At 70.1% G+C, this 22323-nt stretch carries 26 protein-coding genes and 1 pseudogene; 25 read left to right on the forward strand and 2 right to left on the reverse strand.

From position 1 onward, the window contains the following. The first annotated feature begins 86 nt into the window (after window positions 1-86). From AC5WAM_RS20540 to AC5WAM_RS20580, 9 genes are all read left to right on the forward strand, one after another. Window positions 87-482 carry a hypothetical protein gene (locus tag AC5WAM_RS20540; RefSeq protein ID WP_495523445.1) on the forward strand — a complete coding sequence of 132 codons (396 nt, stop codon included), beginning with the start codon at window positions 87-89 and terminating at the stop codon, window positions 480-482. Between the two features lie 167 nt (window positions 483-649). After that, window positions 650-1057 (forward strand): helix-turn-helix transcriptional regulator, encoded by a 408-nt coding sequence (locus AC5WAM_RS20545; RefSeq protein ID WP_495523446.1) that lies wholly within the window; start codon window positions 650-652, stop codon window positions 1055-1057. Window positions 1058-1073: 16 nt separating this feature from the next. Next, the gene (kilB, locus tag AC5WAM_RS20550) at window positions 1074-1541 is read left to right on the forward strand and encodes a plasmid transfer protein KilB (RefSeq protein ID WP_495523447.1); all 468 of its coding nucleotides are present in this window, start codon (window positions 1074-1076) and stop codon (window positions 1539-1541) included. Between the two features lie 949 nt (window positions 1542-2490). Then, complete coding sequence (locus AC5WAM_RS20555; RefSeq protein WP_495523448.1) at window positions 2491-2751, forward strand: hypothetical protein; 261 nt, start codon at window positions 2491-2493, stop codon at window positions 2749-2751. 72 nt (window positions 2752-2823) lie between these two features. After that, on the forward strand, window positions 2824-3321 hold the full coding sequence (locus tag AC5WAM_RS20560; RefSeq protein WP_495523449.1) for a helix-turn-helix domain-containing protein: 498 nt from the start codon (window positions 2824-2826) through the stop codon (window positions 3319-3321). Next, complete coding sequence (locus tag AC5WAM_RS20565) at window positions 3308-4558, forward strand: PBSX family phage terminase large subunit (protein ID WP_495523450.1); 1251 nt, start codon at window positions 3308-3310, stop codon at window positions 4556-4558. Before AC5WAM_RS20560 ends, AC5WAM_RS20565 begins: the two co-directional genes overlap by 14 nt. Then, window positions 4555-4734 (forward strand): hypothetical protein, encoded by a 180-nt coding sequence (locus AC5WAM_RS20570; protein ID WP_495523451.1) that lies wholly within the window; start codon window positions 4555-4557, stop codon window positions 4732-4734. The genes AC5WAM_RS20565 and AC5WAM_RS20570 overlap by 4 nt, the downstream gene beginning before the upstream one ends. Then, the gene (locus tag AC5WAM_RS20575; RefSeq protein ID WP_495523452.1) at window positions 4715-6289 is read left to right on the forward strand and encodes a phage portal protein; all 1575 of its coding nucleotides are present in this window, start codon (window positions 4715-4717) and stop codon (window positions 6287-6289) included. Before AC5WAM_RS20570 ends, AC5WAM_RS20575 begins: the two co-directional genes overlap by 20 nt. Further along, a complete protein-coding gene (locus AC5WAM_RS20580) occupies window positions 6249-7370 on the forward strand; it encodes a phage minor capsid protein (RefSeq protein WP_495523453.1) in 1122 nt (373 codons plus the stop codon). The genes AC5WAM_RS20575 and AC5WAM_RS20580 overlap by 41 nt, the downstream gene beginning before the upstream one ends. Here the strand turns inward: AC5WAM_RS20580 and AC5WAM_RS20585 are convergent. Beyond that, window positions 7367-7894, reverse strand: a complete 528-nt coding sequence (locus AC5WAM_RS20585) for a hypothetical protein (protein ID WP_495523454.1) — start codon at window positions 7892-7894, stop codon at window positions 7367-7369. The two genes, AC5WAM_RS20580 and AC5WAM_RS20585, sit on opposite strands and share 4 nt — an antisense overlap. An 87-nt stretch (window positions 7895-7981) precedes the next feature. On the opposite strand from AC5WAM_RS20585, the gene AC5WAM_RS20590 reads away from it, so the two are divergent. Genes AC5WAM_RS20590 through AC5WAM_RS20620 form a run of 7 tightly spaced genes read left to right on the forward strand, consistent with a single transcriptional unit; the run spans window position 7982 to window position 11689 of the window. Continuing rightward, on the forward strand, window positions 7982-8695 hold the full coding sequence (locus tag AC5WAM_RS20590; protein ID WP_495523455.1) for a hypothetical protein: 714 nt from the start codon (window positions 7982-7984) through the stop codon (window positions 8693-8695). Window positions 8696-8707: 12 nt separating this feature from the next. After that, window positions 8708-9907 carry an SU10 major capsid protein gene (locus tag AC5WAM_RS20595; RefSeq protein ID WP_495523456.1) on the forward strand — a complete coding sequence of 400 codons (1200 nt, stop codon included), beginning with the start codon at window positions 8708-8710 and terminating at the stop codon, window positions 9905-9907. A gap of 5 nt (window positions 9908-9912) precedes the next feature. Next, window positions 9913-10098, forward strand: a complete 186-nt coding sequence (locus AC5WAM_RS20600) for a hypothetical protein (protein ID WP_495523457.1) — start codon at window positions 9913-9915, stop codon at window positions 10096-10098. Next, a complete protein-coding gene (locus AC5WAM_RS20605) occupies window positions 10098-10607 on the forward strand; it encodes a hypothetical protein (RefSeq protein WP_495523458.1) in 510 nt (169 codons plus the stop codon). The genes AC5WAM_RS20600 and AC5WAM_RS20605 overlap by 1 nt, the downstream gene beginning before the upstream one ends. 13 nt (window positions 10608-10620) lie before the next feature. Next, window positions 10621-11034, forward strand: coding sequence for a head-tail connector protein (locus tag AC5WAM_RS20610; protein WP_495523459.1), 414 nt, complete (start codon window positions 10621-10623; stop codon window positions 11032-11034). Next, a complete protein-coding gene (locus AC5WAM_RS20615) occupies window positions 11028-11342 on the forward strand; it encodes a hypothetical protein (protein ID WP_495523460.1) in 315 nt (104 codons plus the stop codon). The genes AC5WAM_RS20610 and AC5WAM_RS20615 overlap by 7 nt, the downstream gene beginning before the upstream one ends. Then, window positions 11339-11689, forward strand: coding sequence for a hypothetical protein (locus AC5WAM_RS20620; RefSeq protein ID WP_495523461.1), 351 nt, complete (start codon window positions 11339-11341; stop codon window positions 11687-11689). Before AC5WAM_RS20615 ends, AC5WAM_RS20620 begins: the two co-directional genes overlap by 4 nt. Before the next feature lie 21 nt (window positions 11690-11710). On the opposite strand, the gene AC5WAM_RS20625 is transcribed toward AC5WAM_RS20620, so the two are convergent. Then, window positions 11711-12571, reverse strand: coding sequence for a hypothetical protein (locus AC5WAM_RS20625; protein WP_495523462.1), 861 nt, complete (start codon window positions 12569-12571; stop codon window positions 11711-11713). A 74-nt stretch (window positions 12572-12645) separates the two neighbouring features. Here AC5WAM_RS20625 and AC5WAM_RS20630 point away from each other — a divergent pair, with 74 nt between their 5' ends. The 9 genes and pseudogenes from AC5WAM_RS20630 to AC5WAM_RS20670 all read left to right on the forward strand — a co-directional run bounded on the left by AC5WAM_RS20630 (window position 12646) and on the right by AC5WAM_RS20670 (window position 22294). After that, the gene (locus tag AC5WAM_RS20630) at window positions 12646-13077 is read left to right on the forward strand and encodes a minor capsid protein (protein WP_495523463.1); all 432 of its coding nucleotides are present in this window, start codon (window positions 12646-12648) and stop codon (window positions 13075-13077) included. A gap of 11 nt (window positions 13078-13088) precedes the next feature. Next, window positions 13089-13562, forward strand: a complete 474-nt coding sequence (locus AC5WAM_RS20635; RefSeq protein WP_495523464.1) for a phage tail tube protein — start codon at window positions 13089-13091, stop codon at window positions 13560-13562. Next, window positions 13559-14065 (forward strand): DUF7426 family protein, encoded by a 507-nt coding sequence (locus AC5WAM_RS20640; protein WP_495523465.1) that lies wholly within the window; start codon window positions 13559-13561, stop codon window positions 14063-14065. The genes AC5WAM_RS20635 and AC5WAM_RS20640 overlap by 4 nt, the downstream gene beginning before the upstream one ends. A gap of 304 nt (window positions 14066-14369) precedes the next feature. Continuing rightward, window positions 14370-16661: a phage tail protein gene (locus AC5WAM_RS20645; protein WP_495523466.1), complete on the forward strand. Its 2292-nt coding sequence runs from the start codon at window positions 14370-14372 to the stop codon at window positions 16659-16661. A gap of 3 nt (window positions 16662-16664) precedes the next feature. Next, window positions 16665-19400 carry a hypothetical protein gene (locus AC5WAM_RS20650; protein ID WP_495523467.1) on the forward strand — a complete coding sequence of 912 codons (2736 nt, stop codon included), beginning with the start codon at window positions 16665-16667 and terminating at the stop codon, window positions 19398-19400. An 8-nt stretch (window positions 19401-19408) separates the two neighbouring features. After that, window positions 19409-21028, forward strand: a complete 1620-nt coding sequence (locus AC5WAM_RS20655) for a right-handed parallel beta-helix repeat-containing protein (protein ID WP_495523468.1) — start codon at window positions 19409-19411, stop codon at window positions 21026-21028. A gap of 68 nt (window positions 21029-21096) precedes the next feature. Next, window positions 21097-21348 (forward strand): hypothetical protein, encoded by a 252-nt coding sequence (locus tag AC5WAM_RS20660; RefSeq protein WP_495523469.1) that lies wholly within the window; start codon window positions 21097-21099, stop codon window positions 21346-21348. Window positions 21349-21359: 11 nt separating this feature from the next. Continuing rightward, window positions 21360-21950: pseudogene (locus AC5WAM_RS20665) on the forward strand (N-acetylmuramoyl-L-alanine amidase); the annotation flags it as partial. A 113-nt stretch (window positions 21951-22063) separates the two neighbouring features. Beyond that, the gene (locus tag AC5WAM_RS20670) at window positions 22064-22294 is read left to right on the forward strand and encodes a holin (RefSeq protein WP_495523470.1); all 231 of its coding nucleotides are present in this window, start codon (window positions 22064-22066) and stop codon (window positions 22292-22294) included. The last annotated feature ends 29 nt before the right edge of the window (window positions 22295-22323 follow it).

The raw sequence follows: 22323 nt of genomic DNA on the forward strand, positions 1-22323 counted from the left end.
AAGTGTTGTAAAGTTAGAAACGTCAGGGTGGGGGGTGAGAGCCCCGGACCTGGCAGCCAGTTGAAAAGTCCAGAGAGGAGAACGTCATGGCAGACCATGACGACGAAGAGCGGACCACCTTCCTGAACGGGGCCACACTGGGAGTGACGTACCTCATACGCCAGCTCCTGGCAGCCCTCCCCGTCCCGATGGAGGTGCCGGACATCGTCACCGACGAGAAGGTCGACCCCGAGGCAATCCTGAGCCTCAACCGGGCGCGCGTTCTCATCGACGATGAACCGATCACCGAAGGTGCAAAGGTCGCGTACAGGGACATGATTCTCGATTGGTTCACGGCCTACGAGATCTTGGTCCTGGTGGACATTGCCGGGCCCGCTCCCTGGCGGCTCGAACTCGTCGAGTACTCCCTCGCACGTCTTGCCGTTACGGCACAGATGATCGAGAGAGGCGACGTGGACGACCTCGACTCTGACGAGTCCTAGCCCCCGCCGCCCGCCCCGCGCAGCCAGCCCGGGGCGGGCACCCTCTCCTCTCCGAGCCCCGACCCGCCCGCACAGACAAAAGGGGCCGACGCATTCCCCGAGCAGACTCGGGGGTGAGAGAGCGCCGGCCCCACCAGTTGAAAACTCCGCAAAGGAGCCTCACACCCATGGTAGAACGCCCCGACCTCATCGCCCCCGAGATCGCCGAGACGTACGGGGTGAGCATCCACACCGTAACCAAGAGCTGGGCCCGACACCCCGCCTGGCCTGCCGCAATCGGCAAGCGCAACCGGTACAAGACCTACTCTCCGTGGGACATCGAGACCTTCGTCCGCGACCACGTCGCCCGCCCGGCCGTTGAGCTGGAGCCCCGCCGCCTCTACACCGCGCGCGAGCTGGAAGAGGCCACCGGCATCAGCGCGGGCACCATCCGCGCCGACCGCACGCGCGGGCGCTGGCCCGAGCCTGACACCGAAGGCAGCGCGGACGGCACGAACCGCTGGTACGGCGACGCCGTGACCCAGGCGCTGGCCGGTCGCCGCGGCTACCGCCGGGGCACCACCCCGTCGGCCTGAAGCTGAGGAGAGCCCCATGTGGTCGACCCTGATCGCGGTCCTCGGCACGCTCGCCGGTGCCGCCTTGGCCAGCCTCTCCGCGCACTGGACGGACCGCCGCGCCCGCGCAGCCGAACACCGCCAGCGGGTTCTCGATGCCACCGCGCAGCTCCTCGCCGCAGTGCTGGCGTACCGGGAGACCTACTGGCTCCAGATCGCCAACCGGCGTGACGGCATAGCCCAGACCAGCGAGGACAGGGCCGACCTGTACCGCGCCCGCACAGCCACGACGGCCGCCTTCGACCGCCTCGCCCTCACCACGGCCGATCCAGCCCTCGTCGCCGTAGCCGCAGAGGCCACGTGGTCGGCCATCGAGCTTGCGGATATCGAACTCGGGGCGGTCGTCGACGGACGGTTCAGCGAGGCCGTGGAGGCCGCTCTCGGCACCGGACGGGAGCGGAGTCGGGACGCCCACACCGCCCTGCGTGACGCAGCCCGAATCTGAGCCCGAAGGCAACGCGGGCCGCACCAACCCCCGGGCACGGCGGGGACGTCGTGCCGACTCTCGCGGTATCGGACTTGATGTAAGCCGAGTGCAACTCTTAAGAGCCGGTCGCAGCGCTCTGACCTAGAGATTTGGCGACACTTATAGTTTAGTCTGCACGCCCAACGCTGGTACTTTGGCGCGTGGTGGGTTGTGCTCCTGTTTTACGCACCCTCACAGCGAAGGGCCCAGCTCCGCCAGAGCCAGGCCCTTCACCGCAGTAGTACACGAGCCCGGTCGCCTTCCTGTAGGCCGGGCTCGCTGCGTTGCAGCATCCGCCCGCGCCGGGTCCGTGCGTGGGCCTCACTACTGCACGAACTGGCCCACAGCGGCGATGATCGCCACTAGCAGGGCTGCTGCGGCTAGCCCGACATGCCACTTGTCGGGAGGTTGCCAGCTACCGCCTGGCCCTTGCTCGTTCGATCCCACCAGTTGCTCCTCCTAATCCTCCGAACGGCATCGTCGTCATGCCTGACGGCGATGGGTTTCCGCCGATGCCCGCGAAGAGATCGGCGAAGCTGATGCACGGAGAAGAAGTGGAACGGCGTTCATAGTACTGACGTCCAGCGTCACAACTGTCGTTTGCCATCCAACGAGGTATTTTGTGTGACCTGTTGCCTGCGTGATGGATCAGCATCAGCGACCTCACCTGGACCTTTGACTGCGAGACCGCGTCAGATGCACATCGGACAGGGCACACCACCTGTAAGTACATCCCGCTCGGCGCTTGCCAGCTGCCCCTACCCCATGGATCATGGGTGGCAAGTCCGTTGTGCCCGGACGCAGATGGGCCCGCCGAGTGCGGGCCTTCGTCATGTCACGGAACCGCGACACTCCAGCAAACGATCACCCCCCGCTGACACCCTGAACACCTCTCATCACCTTCACCATCGGTACCAGGGGGGTACACGTGGGGTTCATCAACAACGCCAAGGCCGAAGTCGCCACACAGGAAGCCAAGAAGGCGTACCAACAGGGCAGACAGGTCCTCACCTTCAAGATCATTGAAGCGAACGTCAGTCACCGCACCACCGGCGTCATGTCGGGCGTCGGCGAGCAGATCGAAGCCATCGAGGCCGAAGGATGGGCGCTCTACAACATGTGCGCCGCCGAGGGTAAAGCCCTGTCCGGGGACCGCTCCGCGCTGATCTGCCTCTTCCGCCGCCGCTGACCCCCGCGCCACCCGGCCCGGCCCCGCCCGCGCGAGGCCGGGCCCACGCACGTCCGGACGGGGGTGGCCACCATGGGCAAAGCCCGCCCCGTCACCGAAGCCGACCGCGACCAGGTGCGCCGCCTCCACGCCGAAGGCAGGGGCCGTAACGAGATCGCCGCCGAACTCGGCCGCTCCGGCCGCACGATCAGCGCCATCGCCAAGGACCTCGGCCTGTCCTTCGCCCGCGCCGCCGAAGTCCGCGCCGCCACCGAGATCCGCCAGGCCGACCTCGCCGACCGGCGCGCCCGCTTCGCCGAGCTGCTCCAGGACGACGCCGAGCTGCTCCGCGCGCGCCTCCGCCAGCCCTGCACCGTCTACTCCTTCGGCGGCAAGGAGAACGACTACGCCGAGCACACCTTCCCGGCCCCGCCGAACGCGGAGGCCGTGCTGATCCTGCGCGGCGTCGGCATCGCCCTGGACAAGTCGCTGCGCCTGGTCCCGCCGAAGGACGAGGACGGCTCCGGCGAGGTCGGCTCGCTGCTGACGTCGCTGTTCGACCGGCTCCGGAACCAGCATGGCGACGGCTGAGGCCCAGCTCTCGGAGAAGCAGGAGCGCTCCATCGCGCACTCCACGGCCTGGCTGAACGTCTGGGAGGGCTCCGTGCGCTCCGGCAAGACGATCGCGAGCCTGCTCCGCTGGCTCATGTACGTCGTCAACGCCCCGCGCGGCGGCGCCCTGGTCGTCGTCGGCAAGACCTACGACACCGTGGGCCGCAACGTCTTCGAGCCCCTCCAGGACCCGAGCATCTTCGGCGACGCCGCCAAGCACATCCACTACACCCGCGGCGCCCCGATCGCCTGGGTCCTCGGCCGGAAGATCGAGGTCATCACCGCCAACGACGCCAAGGCCGAGGCACGTCTCCGCGGCCTCACGGGCGCCGGCGCCTACATCGACGAGCTGACGCTGCTCCCGAAGGAGTTCTTCAAGCGGCTCATCGACCGCCAGTCGGTGCCGGGCGCTCTGATCTTCGCCACGACGAACCCGGACAACCCAGGCCACTGGGCGAAGAAGGAGTGGCTGAACAGGGCCGCTGAGCTGGGCATCCGGACGTGGCACTTCGCCCTGGAGGACAACCCGGCCCTGAGCCCCGAGTACGTGGCCCGCATGAAGCAGGCCTTCACTGGGCTCTGGTACCGGCGCTACATCCTGGGGCACTGGGTCATGTCCGAGGGCGCGATCTACGAGGCCTTCGACCCGACGATCCACGTCGTGGACGAGGTTCCGGCGATCACGCGCTGGCTGTGCGACGCGATCGACTACGGCACCGTCAACCCCTTCGCCGACCTGTTGATCGGGCTCGGCGCGGACCAGCGGCTCTACGTCGTGTCCGAGTACCGGCACGACTCCCGCACGGCCCGGCGGCAGATGACGGATGCCGAGTACTCCGCCGCGCGCCGTCAGTGGCTCGCCGGGCACGGGGTTCGGCCGGAGTTCACCGTTGTGGACCCGTCCGCCGCGTCATTCATCGAACAGCTGCACCGCGACGAGACGCCCGGCGTCGTCCCGGCGGAGAACACGGTCCTGGACGGCATCCGGACGGTGGCCTCGCTGCTCGCCGCCGACCGGCTGCGTATCCACCGCTCCTGCGTCGGCCTCATCGACGAGTTGCCCGGCTACAGCTGGGACGACGAGAAGGCGGAGAAGGGCGAGGACGCCCCGATCAAGCAGGACGACCACAGCTGTGACGCGCTGCGGTACGGCGTACGCACGACCGAGGCCCTGTGGCGGCCGCACATCCCGACTCTGTTGGAGGCCGCCGCGTGAAGATCGAAGTCGTCTTCCGGACCGCACGGCTGCCGGACGCCGTCGTCGGTGAGGCGGAGGGCGAGACCTTCCCGGAGTTTCGCGTAGCTCTTCCCGCGCTGCTCCGCGAGCTGGCTGATGAACTGGAGCAGGCGCCGACTCCCCAGGAGGTGCCCGATGCCTCTGCCGAGCGCTGACACCCCGTGGCCGCCCACCGAACCGCACGTCCAGGCCGCCCTCGCCGACTGGGACGCCTGGTACTCCGCCGAGCCCGACCGCCTGGAGAACCGCTACCGCGGCCGCGGCTACCGCGAGGCCCTCAACCGGCCCGCCCAGTACCGAGACGGCATCGTGGGACGGCTGGCCCGCTGGTTCTGGGGCAACCCGACACCCCCGGGCGAGAAGCGGACCAAGCTCCACGTGCCGCTCGCCGGAGACATCGCACGCACCAGCTCGGAGTTGCTGTTCTCCGAGCCGCCGAAGCTGACCGGCGCCGAAGGCCCCACCCAGGAACGCCTCGACGCGCTCATGGAGGACGGTCTCCAGCCCACGCTCCTGGAAGCGGGCGAGGTGTGCGCCGCGCTCGGCGGCGCGTACCTGCGCGTGGTCTGGGACGAGGAGGTCGCCGACCGGCCGTGGATCGACACGATCGCCGCTGACCGGGCCGTGCCCGAGTTCCGGTACGGGCGCCTGCGCGCGGTGACGTTCTGGACGGTCGTGGAGTCGGACGACTCCCGCCGCGTCCTGCGGCACCTGGAGCGCCACGAGCGCGGCGTGATCTTCCACGGGCTGTACGAGGGCTCGCTGACGGCGCTCGGGCGTCCGGTGCCGCTCACCGAGCACCCCTCCACGGCCGGGCTCGCGGGCGAGGTCGACGCGGAGGGCGGCATCGCGACCGGCGCCCCGAACCATCTGACCGCCGCGTACGTGCCGAACGTGCGCCCGGCGCGGGCCTGGCGGCACCTGCCGAAGGCGGCCTACTGGGGGCAGTCCGACTTCCAGGGCATCGAGGGCCTGATGGACGCCCTCGACGAGACGTACAGCTCCTGGATGCGGGACGTCCAGAACGGCAAGGGCCGCATCGTCGTCCCGAACAGCATGCTCGACAGCCTCGGCCCCGGACAGGGCGCCGCGTGGGACGAGGAGCGCCGGATCTACACCGGGCTGAACATGCTCCAGCGGCCCGGCGACCCGAGCCCGCTGGAGGTCGTGCAGTTCGAGATCCGCGTCCAGGAGCACCGCGACACCTGCGCCGAGCTGATCGAGCAGGCCGTCCGGCAGGCCGGATACTCCGCGAGCACGTTCGGGGAAACCGGCGACGGCGCCGCGGTGACCGCCACGGAGATCCGCGCGCGCGAGCGCCGCTCCATGAGCACGCGCGGGCGCAAGGCGCTGTACTGGGGCCCGGCGCTGGCGGACGTCACGGCGGCGCTCCTGGCCATCGAGGCGGGCGAACGCTTCCGCGTGCAGGGGCTGGACCTGGAGCCGCCGAAGGTGGAGTTCCAGGACTCTGTCAGCGAAGGCCCCACCGAGCTGGCCACCACAGCCGAGTTGCTGCGCCGCGCGGAGGCCGCGTCCACGGACACGCTCGTCCGGATGCAGCATCCGGACTGGGACGACACCAAGGTGCGCCAGGAGGTCGACGAGATCCTCGGCGAGTCCGGCCGGGCCGTCGCCGACCCCTTCGAGACCGGAGCTGAGGGGGTACCGGATGCCGGTGTCCCCGGCGATGGCGGAGGACCTCGCGGCTGAGGTCCGGCGCCTGTACGACGACGCGGAGGCCGCGCTCCTGGAGAAGCTCGCCGCCGCCCTGGAGTCCGATATCGCGTCACCCCGCTGGGCAGAGCTGAAGCTCGCCGCGCTCGGGAACCTGCGCGAGGCCGTCGAGACGGTGGCCACCGCACTTCAGCAGGACACCGACGGCGCCGTGCGGCGCGCACTCGTCGAGGCGTACAATCGCGGCCGCCAGGCCGCCGTCGCCGAGCTGGGCGCGCTCGACATCGGCCGCGAGCTGGTGGCCCGCGAGGCACTGCCCGGCGCCCCGGCCGTGGACCGGCTGGCGGCCTCGATGGCGCAGGACACGCGCCCGCTATTCGTGCGGATCACGCGGGCGGTGGTGGACGCCTACCGCGCGATCGTGGCACGAGTGTCCGGCGGCGTGCTGATCGGAGCAGCCACGCGGCGGCAGGCCAGCCAGCGGGCCCTCGACGCCTTCGCTCAGCGGGGCATCACCGGCTTCGTCGACAAGGCCGGCCGCTCCTGGGACATGGCCTCGTACGCCGAGATGGCCGTCCGGTCGGTCACCGCCCGCGCGGCGATCGAGGGGCACACCGATGCCCTGACGGAGATCGGCGTGGGCCTGGTCGTCGTCTCCGACGCCCCGCTGGAGTGCCCGCTGTGCGCGCAGTGGGAGGGCAAGGTCCTCACCCTCTCCGAAACTCCGGGGCCACAGGCGCTGCGAGCGGAGCACGCGGTCGAGGACGGGCGCACCGTCGTGGTGCACGTCGCCGGGTCCCTCGTGGAGGCGCGCGCCGCCGGGCTCTTCCACCCGAACTGCCGACACTCGCTGTCCGCGTTCTTGCCCGGGGTGACGAAGCGGCCGCAGTCGCCGCCGCACCCGCAGGGCGCGACGTACGAGGACACCCAGCGTCAGCGGTACCTGGAGCGGCAGGTCCGCGCCTGGAAGCGCCAGAGCGCTGCGGCCATGGACGACGCGGCCCGCCGCACGGCGAACGCGCGCGTCCGCAACTACCAGGCCCGCATCCGCGAACTCACGGACGCCAAGGGACTCGTCCGGAAGCGGCAGCGCGAGCAGCTCAGCACCACTAACTAGCCGAAGAAGCTTGGAACGAGGCCAACAAGCGTTCCCGCCACTGCAAGGAATAGGCCCCAGGATTCCAGCGTCAGTCCGTCAGCCATCGCTGTGTCCAGCCGTTCGCCAGAACTCCGTTCCAGCTCCTTGATCTCTCCTTCAAGCCGTCCCACTTCGGCACCGCGACTCCTACGCTCCTTAGCGAGTTCCTGCGCCAAGTCATTGCTCTGCTCCTGGAGCTGCTCCACACATGTGATGAGAAAGCTGACTTGCTGGTCCGTGCTGAGGCCAGGAGCTGGGCGGGTGACCACATAGGCGTCCTCAGCACTTGATGCCTCCTCGGCTACCCCGAGGCGAGCGGTCACAGAGGGACGCCGTGTGCGGAAACCGAGGCCGTGCAAGAAGGCGGTCCACAGCCGTCGCGCGTGACCGGCGATTCCAAGCCGCTCGGGCGCATGCTCCTTCCTTGTGGCGGAGACGCCTGCGCCTGCCACAAGGAGGCCCAATAGCTGTAGCAGGCCACCAACGATCGTCAGAGCCGTCATACGCAAGACGGTAGCTCGAGGCGCATGCCAGGAAGCCACGTTCTCGCCTGCCGCACGGCAGCAGAAACCCGAAAAGGGAGATCACCTATGCCTCACCCTTTCCAGCATCCGCTCGCCACGCACCCCGCCGGAGCGATCCTCGGCCGACGCCGCTCCGGCTCGCCGATCTACGCCATCGCGGGTGGCAGCGGCGAGGGCGAAGGCGGCTCCGGCCCCACGCCGCCCGCGCCCGGATCCGCTGATCCGGCCCCGACGCCGCCCACACCCGCCCCGCCCGCGCCTGCGCCCCCCACCCCCTCTGAGGGCGGCGAGGGCCCGGACTGGAAGACGGAGGCCCGCAAGTGGGAGGCCCGCGCCAAGGAGAACAAGGGCGCCGCCGAGGAACTGGCGAAGCTCAAGGCGTCGCAGATGAGCGAGCAGGAGAAAGCCGTCGCCGCGGCGGAGAAGCAGGGCCGCACGGCCGCTCTCGCTGAGGCCGCGCCCCGGATCGCTCAGGCCCGCCTCGAAGCCGCCGCCGCGCGCGCTGGCGTCGACCTCGCGCCTCTGGCCGAGTTCATCGACGTCACGCGGTTCGTCGGCGAGGACGGCGCGGTCGACGACGCGGCGATCAAGAAGGCCGTGGAGAAGCTCGGGAAGCTCACGCCCAAGGGGCCCGGCCGCTCTGGCGGGGACATGGGCGGCGCGGGCGGCTCCGGCGACCAGGCCGCCTCTCTCGACAAGCAGATCGAGGAGGCCACGAAGCGGCGCGACTTCGCCACCGTCATCCGACTCAAGCGGCAGAAGGCCGCCACCAGCACGTAAGGAGCGTGACCGATGGCCGGTATCACCGGGATGGGCACGACATTCGATCTTCCCAACTACGCGGGCGAACTCTTCGCGTTGACGCCCTCCGACACCCCGTTCCTGTCCGCGATCGGGGGCCTGACCGGCGGCGGCATGACCACGTCGCAGGAGTTCGAGTGGCAGACCTACGACCTGCGCGACCCCGCGCAGCGCACCCGCCTGGAGGGCGCGACGGCTCCGACCGCCGAGGAGCGGGTGCGGGCGAACGTGCGCAACGTCGTCCAGATCCACCAGGAGAAGGTCAGCGTCTCGTACACCAAGCAGGCCGCGACCGGCGCCATGACGACGCCCGGGGCGGCGCCGTTCCGGGGCGTGAACGGGGAGAACCCGGTCACCAACGAGCTGGACTGGCAGGTCGCTCAGGCGCTGAAGTCGGTGGCGCTCGACGTGAACTTCAGCTTCCTCAACGGCACGCACGCGAACCCGACGACCAACGCCACCGCGCGCAAGACCCGCGGACTCCTGTCCGCGATCACGTCGAACCGGATCGCGCGCGGCACCACCACGACCGGCGCCTCCTCAGCCACCGACACCGTCACCGCGACGGCGCACGGCCTGGTGGACGGCGACCGGATCGTGTTCACCAACACCAGCACCGCGGCCGGGATCGTGGCCGGTCGCGCGTACTTCGTCGACCAGCTCGACGCGAACACCTTCAAGGTGTCCACGTCCTCCGGCGGGACCCCGATCACTCTGGGCACGGCGACCGGCATCGCCTACACCAAGCCGTGGTCGACCGCGCTCAGCCCGGAGCACGTCGAGGACCTGATCCAGCTCGCCTACGACAATGGCGGCATCAGCGAGCAGGAGACCGCGACGCTGCTCGTGAACTCGGCCCAGCGACGGGCTCTGAGCCGGGCCTACGCGGAGGCGTACGGGAAGTTCCAGGAGACGTCCCGCACCGTTGGCGGCGTCGCCGTGGACACGATCGTCACGAACTTCGGCACGCTCAACGTGATGCTGGACCGGCACATGCCCCAGGACACGATCGCGGTCGTCTCGCTGGAGCAGTGCATGCCCGTCTTCCTCAACATCCCCGGCAAGGGCGTCATGTTCGAGGAGCCGCTGGCCAAGACCGGCGCGTCCGACGAGGTCCAGCTGTACGGCGAGGTCGGGCTGAAGTACGGCAACGAGCGCGCCCACGCGGTCCAGACCGGGCTGAAGGTGTGACGCGTATGGCGATCTACGAGCGAGGCAGCGGCGGACACATCGCCGAGCGGATCAGCCCGGTACCGGGCAGCGAGGAAGCCGAGCGGTACGAGGCGCTCGCCGCCGATCCGACGTCGGGCTGGCGCCGCGCCGAGCCCGACCACAGGGCCGAGCCGAAGCGCCGGACCAAGCCGACAGGGGGTGGATCCTGATGGGCGTCACCAGCACCCTCTCCATGTCCGCCACGGTCCTCCAGACCAGGGCTCTGGACCTCACGGCGGCCGAGGACTCGCTGGCGTTCCGGCGCGCGGTCCAGCTCACCGACGGCACCACCGCTGGCAAGGCCGACCGTGTGTTTCACGACCGGCGCACGCTGGCCGCGTCCGCGACGGAGGACCTGGACCTCGCCGGAGTCCTGACCGACGCGTTCGGCCAGGCCCTCACCTTCGTCCGCGTGAAGGGCCTGTTCATCGCGGCCGCCGCCGCGAACACGAACAACGTGGTCATCGGGAACGCCGCGAGCAACGCGTGGGCGGCGCTGCTCGGAGCAGCCGGCACCGTGACGCTGCGGCCGGGCGCCTGCCTGGGCGTCATGACGGGCCAGGCGGACGCCACGGGCTACGCGGTGACGGCTGGGACCGGCGATCTGCTGAAGGTCGCCAACGCTGCGGGCACCACGTCCGTCACGTACGACGTCGTGATCGTCGGCACGTCCGCGTAGAGGAGGTGGTCCGGTGGCCAGGGTCTACGCGACGTCGGCGCAGTATGAGGCGTACACCGGGCAGACGGCGCCCGCGGACATCACGGCCCGGCTCGCCCGCGCCAGTCGCTTCCTCGACAGCGAGGTGTTTCGGCTGTGCTGGTACGACGCAGGGACAGACGGCTACCCCACCCACACGCGCGTGCGGGAGGCCTTCGCTGACGCGGTGTGCGCGCAGGTGCAGTGGTGGGCGGCCACCGGTGATGAACTGGGGACGGCGGGACTGTGGGGCTCGGTGAAGATCGGCTCGGTTGCCCTGTCCGGTACCTCGTCCGGCGCCGACGGCACCGCCCAGGGCCGCCGAGTCGCTGACGCGGCCCTGGAAGCCCTCCGGAGCCCCGACCTGCCCCCGGACGTCTTCCGGCTCGGCGAGGTGGTGCAGTGCTGATCCCCGACTACCTGCTCCGGCACGAGGTCATCGTGGAGGCCTGGGAGGGCGAGGGACCGTACGGGCCCAAGTACGGCCCCCCGACGGCTGTGCGCTGCTTCCTCGACGAGCAGACCCGCATGGTCCGCAACTCGGCGGGCGAGGAAGTCACCTCCTCGTCCACCCTCTACGCCGCCCTCGACGCGCGGTGCCCGGCGCGCTCGCGCGTCACGCTCCCCTCCGGCCGCGTCACGGCCGCGATCGCCGCGTACCGGCGCGACGGCGGCGGGCTGCCCACCCCCGACCACCTGGAGGTGCAGCTCCAGTGACCCAGTACGTCCGCATGAACTTCCAGGGACAGCGGCTGTGGACGTCGCGCGGCCGCCGCCTCGCGAGCGAGGGCCTCGCCCGCGCCCTGGAGCACGTGCTCGGCGTCTCCAACTCCCGCGTGCCGCTGGACGAGGGCACGCTGGAGCGCTCCGGCCGCGCCGACGTAGACGGGCTGAACGGGGCCATCTCGTACGACACGGTGTACGCCGTCCGTCAGCACGAGGAGCTGACCTGGCGGCACGCCCCTGGTCGCCAGGCGAAGTACCTGGAGTCGGCGATGAACGACTCCAGGGAGGTCATGCTCCGCCTCATGGCCGTGCCCCTACGCCGCTGGCTCCGCGGGTAGATGCTCAGACAGGGAGGCTGCCTACTGAGACGCGCGCCGCCGCCGTTTCGGTATTTCATCAAGAAGACTCCTGGCAGCCTCGGCTGCTTTAGCGCTCCAGTGAGCCAGCGCATCAACCTGTAGACGATATCGATAGAAATCTACTTCCGGATTCTTCTCGACCACCCAACGGGCCCTATCCGTGAAGAGCAGGGCAGATTGCGCTTCTCGCGCTAGAGAATGAAGCTTTTCCCTCAAGTGGTCATCAGGCGTTGAGTAAGTGGGTGGCAGAGCTAGTTCGAAGGTCGCATACTCTGCACCGGAGAGCGCTCCGTCGATCACCAGAGGAACAAAGGAGCAGCGAGAGCCTTCATACTGCAAGGATTCGAGGACTTTCAAATGCTCCTCACGGAACTCTGAACAGATCCATACCGCGTGGCTAGCGTCAACCTCAGCAGCGCAGGTGATGAGCCTTCCCAGGTGATCGGCATCAGATCTCTCAAGCTGATTCTCGATTACCACATAACGATCGTTTCCGTTAACACGCGTCATGGCGAGCACGTCGATCCTATAACCAGCAATCTTCTGTTCGGTGCCGACCAATCTGAGCGGCTCTTCGATACGTGCGGCCATCTGCACATCAATCAAACTTCGCGCAATGTATGGAGTGTAATCCGACGCTTCGTGCGGAAAATAGTCACGATAGTTGGCCACCGGTCTCAGCCATGCAGCACGGTCCTCGCTCACGTCTGGTTCCTCTGCATCGACAATTTCAAGGCCGCTCGGGGGCGTATCTGCCCTAGCGGCATACATGAACTCGCCGGAGTCAAGCTCGGCATAGGCAGAGGAAAACGCTTTGCCCAAATGCGCCCAGTCCAGGGCCGGGGATGAATCGATCGTCACGGAGCGGAACCGTACCTTCCCCCACTGACAACGGTGCAGGTCAGCGCTGTGTTGACGCTGCGTGGAGGGTGCTTGTGAGATACACGACACGGCTCCTGCAGGGCCTCGCCTCACTCATCGAGGAGGCCGGGCTCGCCGTCTACCGGCCCGACGGCGTGTACGCGGCTTCCGAGGTTGGCCTGCTCTTCTCCGTCCTGCCGGACGCCCCGGACGGCGCCGTCGTTCTGACCACGTACCCGGTCGAGGACACCGACCTGACGGACGTCGTGACGGGCGTCCAGGTACGCATGCGCCGCGGCCGGGACCCCCGCGCCGTCGAAGACCTGGCCGACGGCGTCTTCGAGCTGCTCCACAACCGGCGCGGCCTGGTCCTCAACGGCGTCCACGTGGCGCTGATCTGGCGGCAGTCGCAGGCCCCGATGGGCCAGGACGTCCACGGCCGCCAAGAGATCGCCGCCACCTACTACCTCCGGGCCACGCGGCCCTCACCCCACCTGAACGAATAGGAGGCCGCGTCATGTCGACGCCGACCGAGGTCACCGCTCTCGCCCGCCGCTGGCGGCTGGAGATCAACATGGCCAGCGAAGCCACACCGGACTGGCAACTCTGCCCCGCCGTCGTGGAATTCCAGCCCGAGTTCGAACCGAACCACGAGGACTCCGGCACCTACGACGACGAGGGCTGGGACGACAACGACAAGACCGGCATGGGCTGGACGGTCACCGTGAAGTTCAACCGCAAGAAGTCGGCGGACTCCACGGTCTACCACCCGGTCCACGAGAAGCTGCGTCTCACCGCGTTCGCCTGGGGCGCCAACTCGAAGATCCCGGTCAGGTGGATGGACCGCGACGGCATGCCCGAGGCCTACCAGGGGCGAGCGCTGGTCACCTGGGCGCCTGAGGGAGGCGAGAAGAACGACCTCGACCAGGTCGAGGTGACCCTCACCGGGGCCGGGCCGCTGACTCCGATCACGAACCCGATCACGCCGTGAGCGCCCGCTTCGAAGCCCTGGACGAGCTGTTCGACGACAGCCTCGAACTGCCGATCAAGGGCAAGACGTACCGCATTCCGTCACCGTCCGGCGAGGACGGCCTGAAGGTCCAGCGCATCACCACGGCGGCGGCACGGCTCATCGCCGGGGGCCAGTCCCTCGACGCCGAACAGCTCGACGACACCGAGGAACGCGACCTCCTGGAGATGTGCCTCGGCCCGGTGTACGAGCAGCTCCTGGCCGACGGCGTCGACTGGGCCTGGATCCGACACGCGGGCCTCACCGCCATGTTCTGGATCATCTCCGACGTGGAACAGGCACAGGCGTACTGGAGGGCGGCTGGCGACCCTTCTCGCATGGCCCCGAACCGGGAGACGCGCCGCAAGCAGGCCAAGAGCAAGGGTGGATCGGCCGCGGCGAAGTCGACCCGGTCACGGGGCTCCACGAGTGGTACGAGCGCCCGTCCGGCTACCAGCCGCGCCCGAAAGGCCTCGAAGGACTGACCTGGGCCAAGCTCCTGGAGCAGTGGCCGCTCATCGAGGCAGACCTCCACGAGGCCTACGGCATCGACGTTGGCACGGGCGTCCTGCGGGACCGCTCGTGGCGCTGGCTGAAGATTCGTATTCTCGGCCTGCTCAGCACCGAGTCACGCCTCGCCCGGCACTTTGTACCCCCTGAGATCCCCTCCGCCACGAGGTCAGGCAAGGCCACCTGATCTCTTTTTTTGACTGCTCTATCTACATATTCATGCATTTGTAGACAGACCAGGTCGCCGCGCTCACCACGCACGACGGGGAGGTGGGCGCCATGGCCCTGCGTCTCGGCGAGCTGGTCGGCTTCATCCGCGCCGACGACTCCGGCTGGCGCGCGGGCCTGTCCTCCGCCGAGCTGCGCCTGCGCGGTCTCCAGCGCGCGACCGACGGCACACTCCGCGACCTCCGCGGGCGCTTCGTCTCCGAAGGCGAAGCAGCCGGCCGCGGCCTCTCCGACGGGATCCGCGCACACGCCCAGCTCGCCGTCTCTGCGCTGCGCAAGGTAGCGCCCGCAGCGGCCGGGATCGTCGCCGCCGCGCCCGCCGGTGCAGCCGTCGTGACGGTGCTCGGCGCGATCGCCGCGTCCGCCGTCGCTGCTGGCATCGCGGTGAAGGCGTTCAGCCTGGCGGTGGGCCCGCAGATGGAGGGCGTCGCCGAGGTCGCCAAGCTCGCCGAGGAGGCGCAGAAGGCGGCGGCTGACGGCGCGGCGGACGCGGCGGAGAAGCAGAAGGCGTACACGGACGCGCTCGCTGAGCTGCCGCCCGCGACGCGGGCGACCGCGAAGGCCTTCATCGGCTTGAAGGACGACTACAAGTCCTGGTCGGACTCGCTGGCGCCGACGACGATGCCGCTGGTCACGCGCGGCATTGAGCTTCTGCGGCGCCTCCTGCCGAGCCTGACGCCGTTCGTGCGGGCGGCGGCGGCCGCCTTCTCGTCTTTCTTCGACGACCTCGAAGAGGGGGTCAAGTCTGCCCGCTTCAAGGAGTGGGTGGCCGGGACCTCGGCGGCGGCCGGGCCCGCGCTCCGGAACCTCCTGACGGTCCTCCGGAACCTGGTGATCGGTTTCGCCGGGGTCCTGCACGCTTTCCTCCCGATGTCGGCCGGGGTGACCGGCGGTCTGGTGGACATGTCGGCGGCGTTCGCCCGCTGGGGCACGTCGCTGGAGGGCTCCGAGGGTTTCGCCGAGTTCCTGGAGATGGCGCGCGAGGGCGGCGCCACCCTGGGGCAGCTCGCCATCGCCGTCGGCAGGCTTCTGATCGCGCTGGGGCCGCTGATCGGCTTGACCACGCAGGTGGCGCTCGTGCTGGCGCGGGTCGTCAATGCGCTGCCGCCGAGTGTGTTGTCGGTGCTGGCGACGGCGATCCTCTTGGTCGTCGTCGGCATGAAGGCGTGGGCGGTCGGCGCCCGCGTCGTCGCGGTCGCCAACCGGCTCCTGGCGTCCTCGACATGGGCGGCGATCGCGGGCTGGCTGCGGATGATGGTCGTCGGCGTGATGGCCTACGCGCGGGTCGCGAAGGCCGCAGTCCTCTCGGCGGCCCGTACAGCGGCGGCGTGGGCGGGCGCGGCTCTGCGGAGCATGATCGTGTTCGCCGCCCAGATGATCCGCACGGCGGCGATCGCGGTAGCGCAATTCGCGATCATGGCCGCGCGCGCCGTGGCGTGGGCGGCGGTCATGGCTGCTCAGTGGTTGATCGCGATGGGTCCGATCGGCTGGGTGATCCTCATCGTGACCGCGCTCGTCGCGCTCGTGATCGCGAAGTGGGACACCGTCAGGGCCTGGACCCTTACCGCCTGGACGGCAGTGCGCACCGCCGTGACTATGGCGGTCCAGGGCGTCCTCATCGCGGTCGCCTGGCTCAGCCAGATCCCCGGTTGGATCTTGGGTTGGTTCACCCGGGCCAAGGACGTGGGCATCGCTGCCATGGTCGCCCTCGTCGCCTGGCTCGCCGGGCTGCCCGGCCGAGCCCGCTCGGCGATCGCTGGCCTGCCCGGTGTCCTGCGCGCCGCCGCGGTGAACGCGTTCACCGCCTTCCGCACGGCGGCGTCCTCGCAGGCCTCCACGTTCCTGGGCTGGGTGCGCGGCCTGCCGGGGCGGATCTCGGCAGGAATCGGCTCGCTCAAGGGACTTCTTGTCGGCCACGGCAAGGACGTCATCCGCGGCCTGTGGGCCGGGATCAAGAGCATGGGCGGCTGGCTCAAGAGCAGCTTGACGTCCTTCGCGAAGTCGATCATCCCGGGGCCGATCGCCCGCGCGCTGCGCATCGGCTCGCCCTCGCGCCTCATGGCCGACGAGATCGGACGCTGGATTCCGGCCGGGATCGCGGTCGGTGCCGAGGAGCACTCCGGCGTCCTGGACAAGACGATGCAGGGCCTCGTCACCACGCCGTCGCCGGGGCAGGTGGCCACGGCCGCCAGCTCGGGCGTCGGCACCACGGCAGTCGGCGGCGGCCGGACCGTGCTCGAACTCCGCTCCAGCGGCAGCCGGATCGACGACATGCTCCTGGAGATCCTCCGCGATGCCGTGTCGGTCCGGGGCGGCGACGTCCAGCTCGTCCTCGGGAGGTGAGCGGTGGCTTTCCCGGAGAGCCCTCTGGGGCTGCGGATCGAGATCCAGGCAGGCGGGGTGTGGACGGACATCACGGGGGACGTCCGCACCCGAGACCCGATTACGCACGCGCGCGGCATCCGCAACAGCGGCACGAGTGCTGATCCGGCGTCGGTGCCGCTGACGATCAACAACCGCGACGGCCGGTACTCGCCGCGCAACGCGATGAGCCCGTACTTCGGGCAGATCGGCCGCAACACGCCGGTGCGTCTCTGGCTGCCCGGTGGCGCCCGCTTCCTCGACCTCGACGGCTCCCCGGGCTCGTACGCCTCCACACCGGATGCGGCGCCGCTCGACGTCGTCGGCGACCTGGACGTGCGCTGGGACGGCGAGGGGAGCTGGTACGCCCCGGGCGCCCACACCCTGATCGGCAAGTGGGACGCGGCGGCAGACCAGCGCTCCTTCCTCCTGAGGATCCAGGACGGCCAGCTGAACTTCGCGTACAGCACCAACGGCACGTCGGCGGCCGCGGTCTTCCACGCCCGCGCCCTGCCCGCGCTACCGCAGCGGGCCGCTCTCCGTGCCACGCTCGACGCCGACGACGGCTCAGGCGGCAGGACCGTGCGCTTCTACTGGGCGCCGTCGCTGGCCGGTCCCTGGGTCAGCTTCGGTAATCCGTCCACGCTCACCGGCCCGGTCACCGTGCACTCCGGGACGGCTCCGCTCACGATCGCTCCGACCGACCTCACGCAGGCCGTCGCGCGCCGGCCCTTCGCGGGCCGCGTGTACGCCGCGGAGGTCCGCTCGGGCATCGGCGGCACTGTGGTGGCGGCGCCGGACTTCACCGCGCAGCCGCTCGGTGCGACGGCCTTCGTCGACTCCGCCGGACGGACGTGGTCGTACACCGGAGCCGCCGCGGTCGCTGACCGCCAGGAGCTCTTCGTCGGCGAGATCTCCTCGTGGCCGCAGCGGTGGGCGCCGTCGGGGCACGACGTGTGGACGCCGGTAGCGGCGGCCGGGATCCTGCGCCGCTACGGCCAGGGCGCCAAGGCTCTGGACTCCACGCTGCGACGCAGGATCCCGTCGGGGGCCCCAGTGGCGTACTGGCCGATGGAGGAGGACCGCTCGGCGACCCGCGCATACTCGCCGATCAAGGGCGTGCGTGCGGCCGCGATGACGGGCGTCGAATTCGGCGCCGTCGACACCCTGCCCAGCTCGCGCGCCCTGCCCCGGCTCAGTGCGGCCGCCACCCTGTCCGCGATCGTTCCCGCCCACCCCGGCGGCCAGTGGCAGGTCGAGTTCGTGTACAACGCCGACGACAAAACCCCCAGCGGCTCCGGCCCGTGGGCCGAGGTGATCGGCATCTCCACCACCGGCACCGTCCGCCGGTGGGTCATCGGCATGCGCTCCGGCTCCGCCCGCATCTACGGCTTCGACGCCTCCGGCACTGACGTCATCTTCCGCAGCGTCGGCCTCGGCTCCGATGTCTTCCACGGCTGGGTGCGCATGCGGGTCTGGGTGCGCGACACCGGCAGCGGCAGCATCGACTGGCGCCTGGACTTCCAGGACGTCGGCGGCGACGCGGGCGGCATCGGCGGCACCCTCACCGGGTCTGCGGGCCGCGTGACGGCCGTCACCGCCACCTGGGGCGCCCTCACCGAGGGCTGGTCCATCGGGCACCTGGCCGTGCTGCCGACCGCCGCCAACGGCCTCTACACCGGCTCGGACGACGGGTACGCGGGCGAGACCGCGTGGGCGCGGATGCTGCGCCTGGCTGCCGAGGAGTCCATCCCGCTGGGGCGCGTCGCGGGCCCGCTCCCTCCTGAGCGTGTCGGCCCGCAGCGCCCGGAGACGCTCCTGGCGCTGCTCCAGGCGGCGGCCGAGGTCGACGGCGGGATCCTCGTCGAGGACCGCTCCCGGCTCGGCCTGGTCTACCGGGACCGCTCCAGCCTGTACACCCAGGAGCCCGCGCTCGTCCTCGATTACGAGGCGGGCCACCTGGCGCCGCCGCTGGAGCCGGTCGACGACGACGCCAGCACCCGCAACGACATCACGGTCACCAGGCAGGGCGGCAGCTCGGCGCGCGCGGTGCTCGAAGAGGGGCCGCTGTCCGTGCAGCCGCCGCCCGCCGGGATCGGCCTGTACGACGAGGCCGTGACGCTCGCCCTGGACGACGACGTACAGCCACTGCCGCACGCGCACTGGCGGCTGCATCTCGGCACGCACGACGCGGCCCGCTACCCCTCGGTGCGGATCCTCCTGCACCGCGTCCCCTCCCTCATCCCGGCCGTGCTCGCACTGCGCGAGGGCGACCTCGTCCGGCTCACGAACCTCCCACCGTGGGTGGCGCACGGAGCCGTGGACCTGATCATCATCGGCTGGACGGAGACGCTGAAGCCGCGGTGGTGGGAGCGCACGCTCACGTGCGAGCCGGGCGGGCCGTGGATGACGGCGAAGGCGAATCACCCGGTGTACGGGAAGGCGGACACGGACGGCTGCACGCTGACGGCCGCTGTCTCCACGACCGCCACCAGCCTGCCCGTGGTGAGCACCGGGCTGCTGTGGACGACGGACCCGGCCGAGATGCCCATCCGGCTCCAGCTCGGCGGCGAGCACGTCACCGCTACCGCGATCACCACCACCTCCGCACCCGCCCGGACACAGCAGATCAGCGTCGTCCGGAGCGTCAACGGCGTGGTGAAGCCGCACGCGGCCGGGGCGGCTGTGCGGCTGGCCCACACCGCGATCACGTCCCTGTAGGAGGTCACATGGCTACCCCTGTCGAGCAGTGGCTCCCCGGGATGGACGTCACCGCGGGCCGCCTGGAGGCCATGAACCAGAGCCGCGTCGCGTTCACGGTCACCAACTTCGGCGCGGACCCGAGCGGCAGCGTCAACGCCTCCCCAGGCATCCAGATCGCCCTCAACCTGGCCCGCGACCTGGGCGGGGCTCAGGTCGTCGTGCCGCCCGGGGTGTACCTCATCGGGCAGACGCTCAGGATCTACAACAACACCCGACTGACCTGCATGGCTGGTGCTGAACTCCGGCGTAACCACGCCGGGACGATGCTCCTGAACGGTGACTCGGGGCAGGCCTTTCCGGGCTACACCGGCCACTCCCGGATCACGATCGAGGGCGGCCTGTGGAACATGAGGGGCACCACGGCCGGGCTCACCGGCAGCGCGATGTGCATCTCCATCGGCCACGCCACCGACATCGTCATCCAGGATTTGGAGATCAGGGATACCCCGGGTTTCCACGCCGTCGAGCTGAACAGCACCAGCCACGGCGTGATCAGGAACTGCAAGTTCAGGGGCTATGTCGACCCGGGAGGCCGCGACTTCAGCGAGGCCGTCCAGATCGACCTCGCCAAGTCCGTGGGGGTGTTCGGTGGCTTCGGGCCGTACGACCACACTCCGTGCGAGGACGTGCTGGTCACCGGCTGCCACGTCGGCGCCTCCGGAACCGCGGGCACGACCGCGTGGCCGCGCGGGATCGGGAGCCACTCAGCGACGATCACCCGCTGGCACAGGCGGATCCGTATCAGCGACTGCTCGTTCGAGGGGACCCTCCAATACGCGGTGTCCGCGTACAACTGGGAGGACGTCGCGATCGGCAACAACACCTTCGTGTCGTGCGGGAGCGGCGTACGCCTGCGCTCGGTGATCCTCTCCGACCCCGAGGACACCAAGGACCCGGACGGCAACCCGACCGGAGCATCCCAGGTCATGCGGAACATCGCCATCGTCGGCAACACCATGCGATCCGGCGGCGGCTACGACAACGCGATCATCGCCCTCGGTGAGACGTCCGGGACGATCCTCAACCTCACGATCGTGGGCAACGCCATCGACGGCACGTCCGGCGGCCAGGCGGGCGTACGCCTGGAGCGCGTGTCTCGCTGCACCGTCGCGGACAACATCGTCGCCAACGTGGCCGGGACCGGTATCAGCACCGAGAACCAGAACAACACGATCTTGAACGGCAACGTCGTGTGGACCTCTGGAGCCCACGGGATCACGATGGTCACCAGCGACAACAGCGACATCCTCGGCAACCACGTCCGCGACCCGGCGAACAGCGGGGTCCTGGTGCAAGGCGGCACGGACATCCAGATCCGCGACAACTTCGTGGACGGCGCCAACCGCGTGGCCAGCTCCTCCTACGGCATCCGCGTCTCCACGAACCCCGTAGCCGTGGCCATCTCCGGCAACAAGTGCCGCCCCGGCTCCTCGACGACCAAGGCCGTCCGCGGGCTCTCCATCAGCTCGGGCAGCGGCATCCACCGCTTCGGCAACGACATGCGCGGCACCTGGTCCGGCAGCGGCGGCACGGGCATTGAAGACGCCTCGACGTCGCCGAACACCACCGCCACCGACATCCAGTAGCCCCGCGCTCCCCCTGTACGCCCCGTGCCGTCCGGCCGGGGCTTTCTCTATGCCCGAGGAGGGCCTCTGTGAAGCCGACCGTCGGCCGCACCGTCATCTACCGCGCCCGGACGCGCGGCTACCCCCTGCCCGCCATCGTCACCGCGACCCAGGACACGCTCGACCCGGTCGGCCTGGAGCTCGGCGACGTGCCGCCGCTCGACGACGACACCACCGTGCACCTCCACGTCATGACCCCGGGCGCGCAGGGCTCGTACACCGAGCACGCGATCCCGCAGGGCGACGGGCCGGGCACCTGGTCCTGGCCGGAGCGTGCGTGATGGCCAGGCCCCTGACCGCATCCCGGTTCCTCGCTGCCCTGCGCACGGAAGGCGTGCACGTCGTCGAGGTCGGCGCGTGGCGCACGCACAACCGCAACCACAAAGGCCCCTGGGGCCCGATGCACGGCGTGATGATCCACCACACCGTGACCTCCGGCGCCCAGAAGACCGTAACGACCTGCCGCCACGGCTACGAGGGCCTGCCGGGCCCCCTGTGCCACGGCGTCATCACCAAGGACGGCACGGTCCACCTCGTCGGCTACGGCCGCGCCAACCACGCAGGCCTCGGCGACGACGACGTGCTCCAGGCCGTCATCGCCGAACACGCGCTGCCCCCGGACAACGAGGCCAACACCGACGGCAACCGCCACTTCTACGGCTTCGAGTGCGAGAACCTCGGCGACGGCGACGACCCCTGGCCCGCCGCCCAAGTCGAGGCGATCGTGCGGGCGTCGGTGGCGATCTGCCGCGCGCACGGCTGGGGCGGGACCGGGCCCACGTCGGTGATCGGGCACGCCGAGTGGCAGCCCGGCAAGACCGACCCCCGCGGTCCCGGGGTGTCCATGCCAGACATCCGCAAGCGCGTCGCCGAACGCCTCCGCCACCCCGCCTCGTGGTCGCCCGGCACGACCACGCCCACACCCCGGCCGCCCACGACCGAGGAGCGGCTGACCGCCCTGGAGAAGCGCGTCACCGCGCTGGAGAAGAGGACCCCGTGAACACCGCTGCCTTCTGGACCGCGACCCTTGAGCGCGTCGTCCGTACCTTCGCGCAGGCCCTAGCCGCAGTCCTCACCGCGGGCGCCACCGACCTGCTGTCCGTGCCGTGGGAATCCGCGCTCGGCACCGCCGGTCTCGCCGCGGTGCTCGCGCTGCTGACCGCTGTCGCGACGAGCGGCCGGGGTGAGGGGCCGGGGTTCACGGAGTCGGTGCGGAGACGGCTGTGACGGCGCCGGAGTCGCGTGATGTTGCCCTG

The organism is Streptomyces sp. JLYT201, from assembly GCF_059448825.1.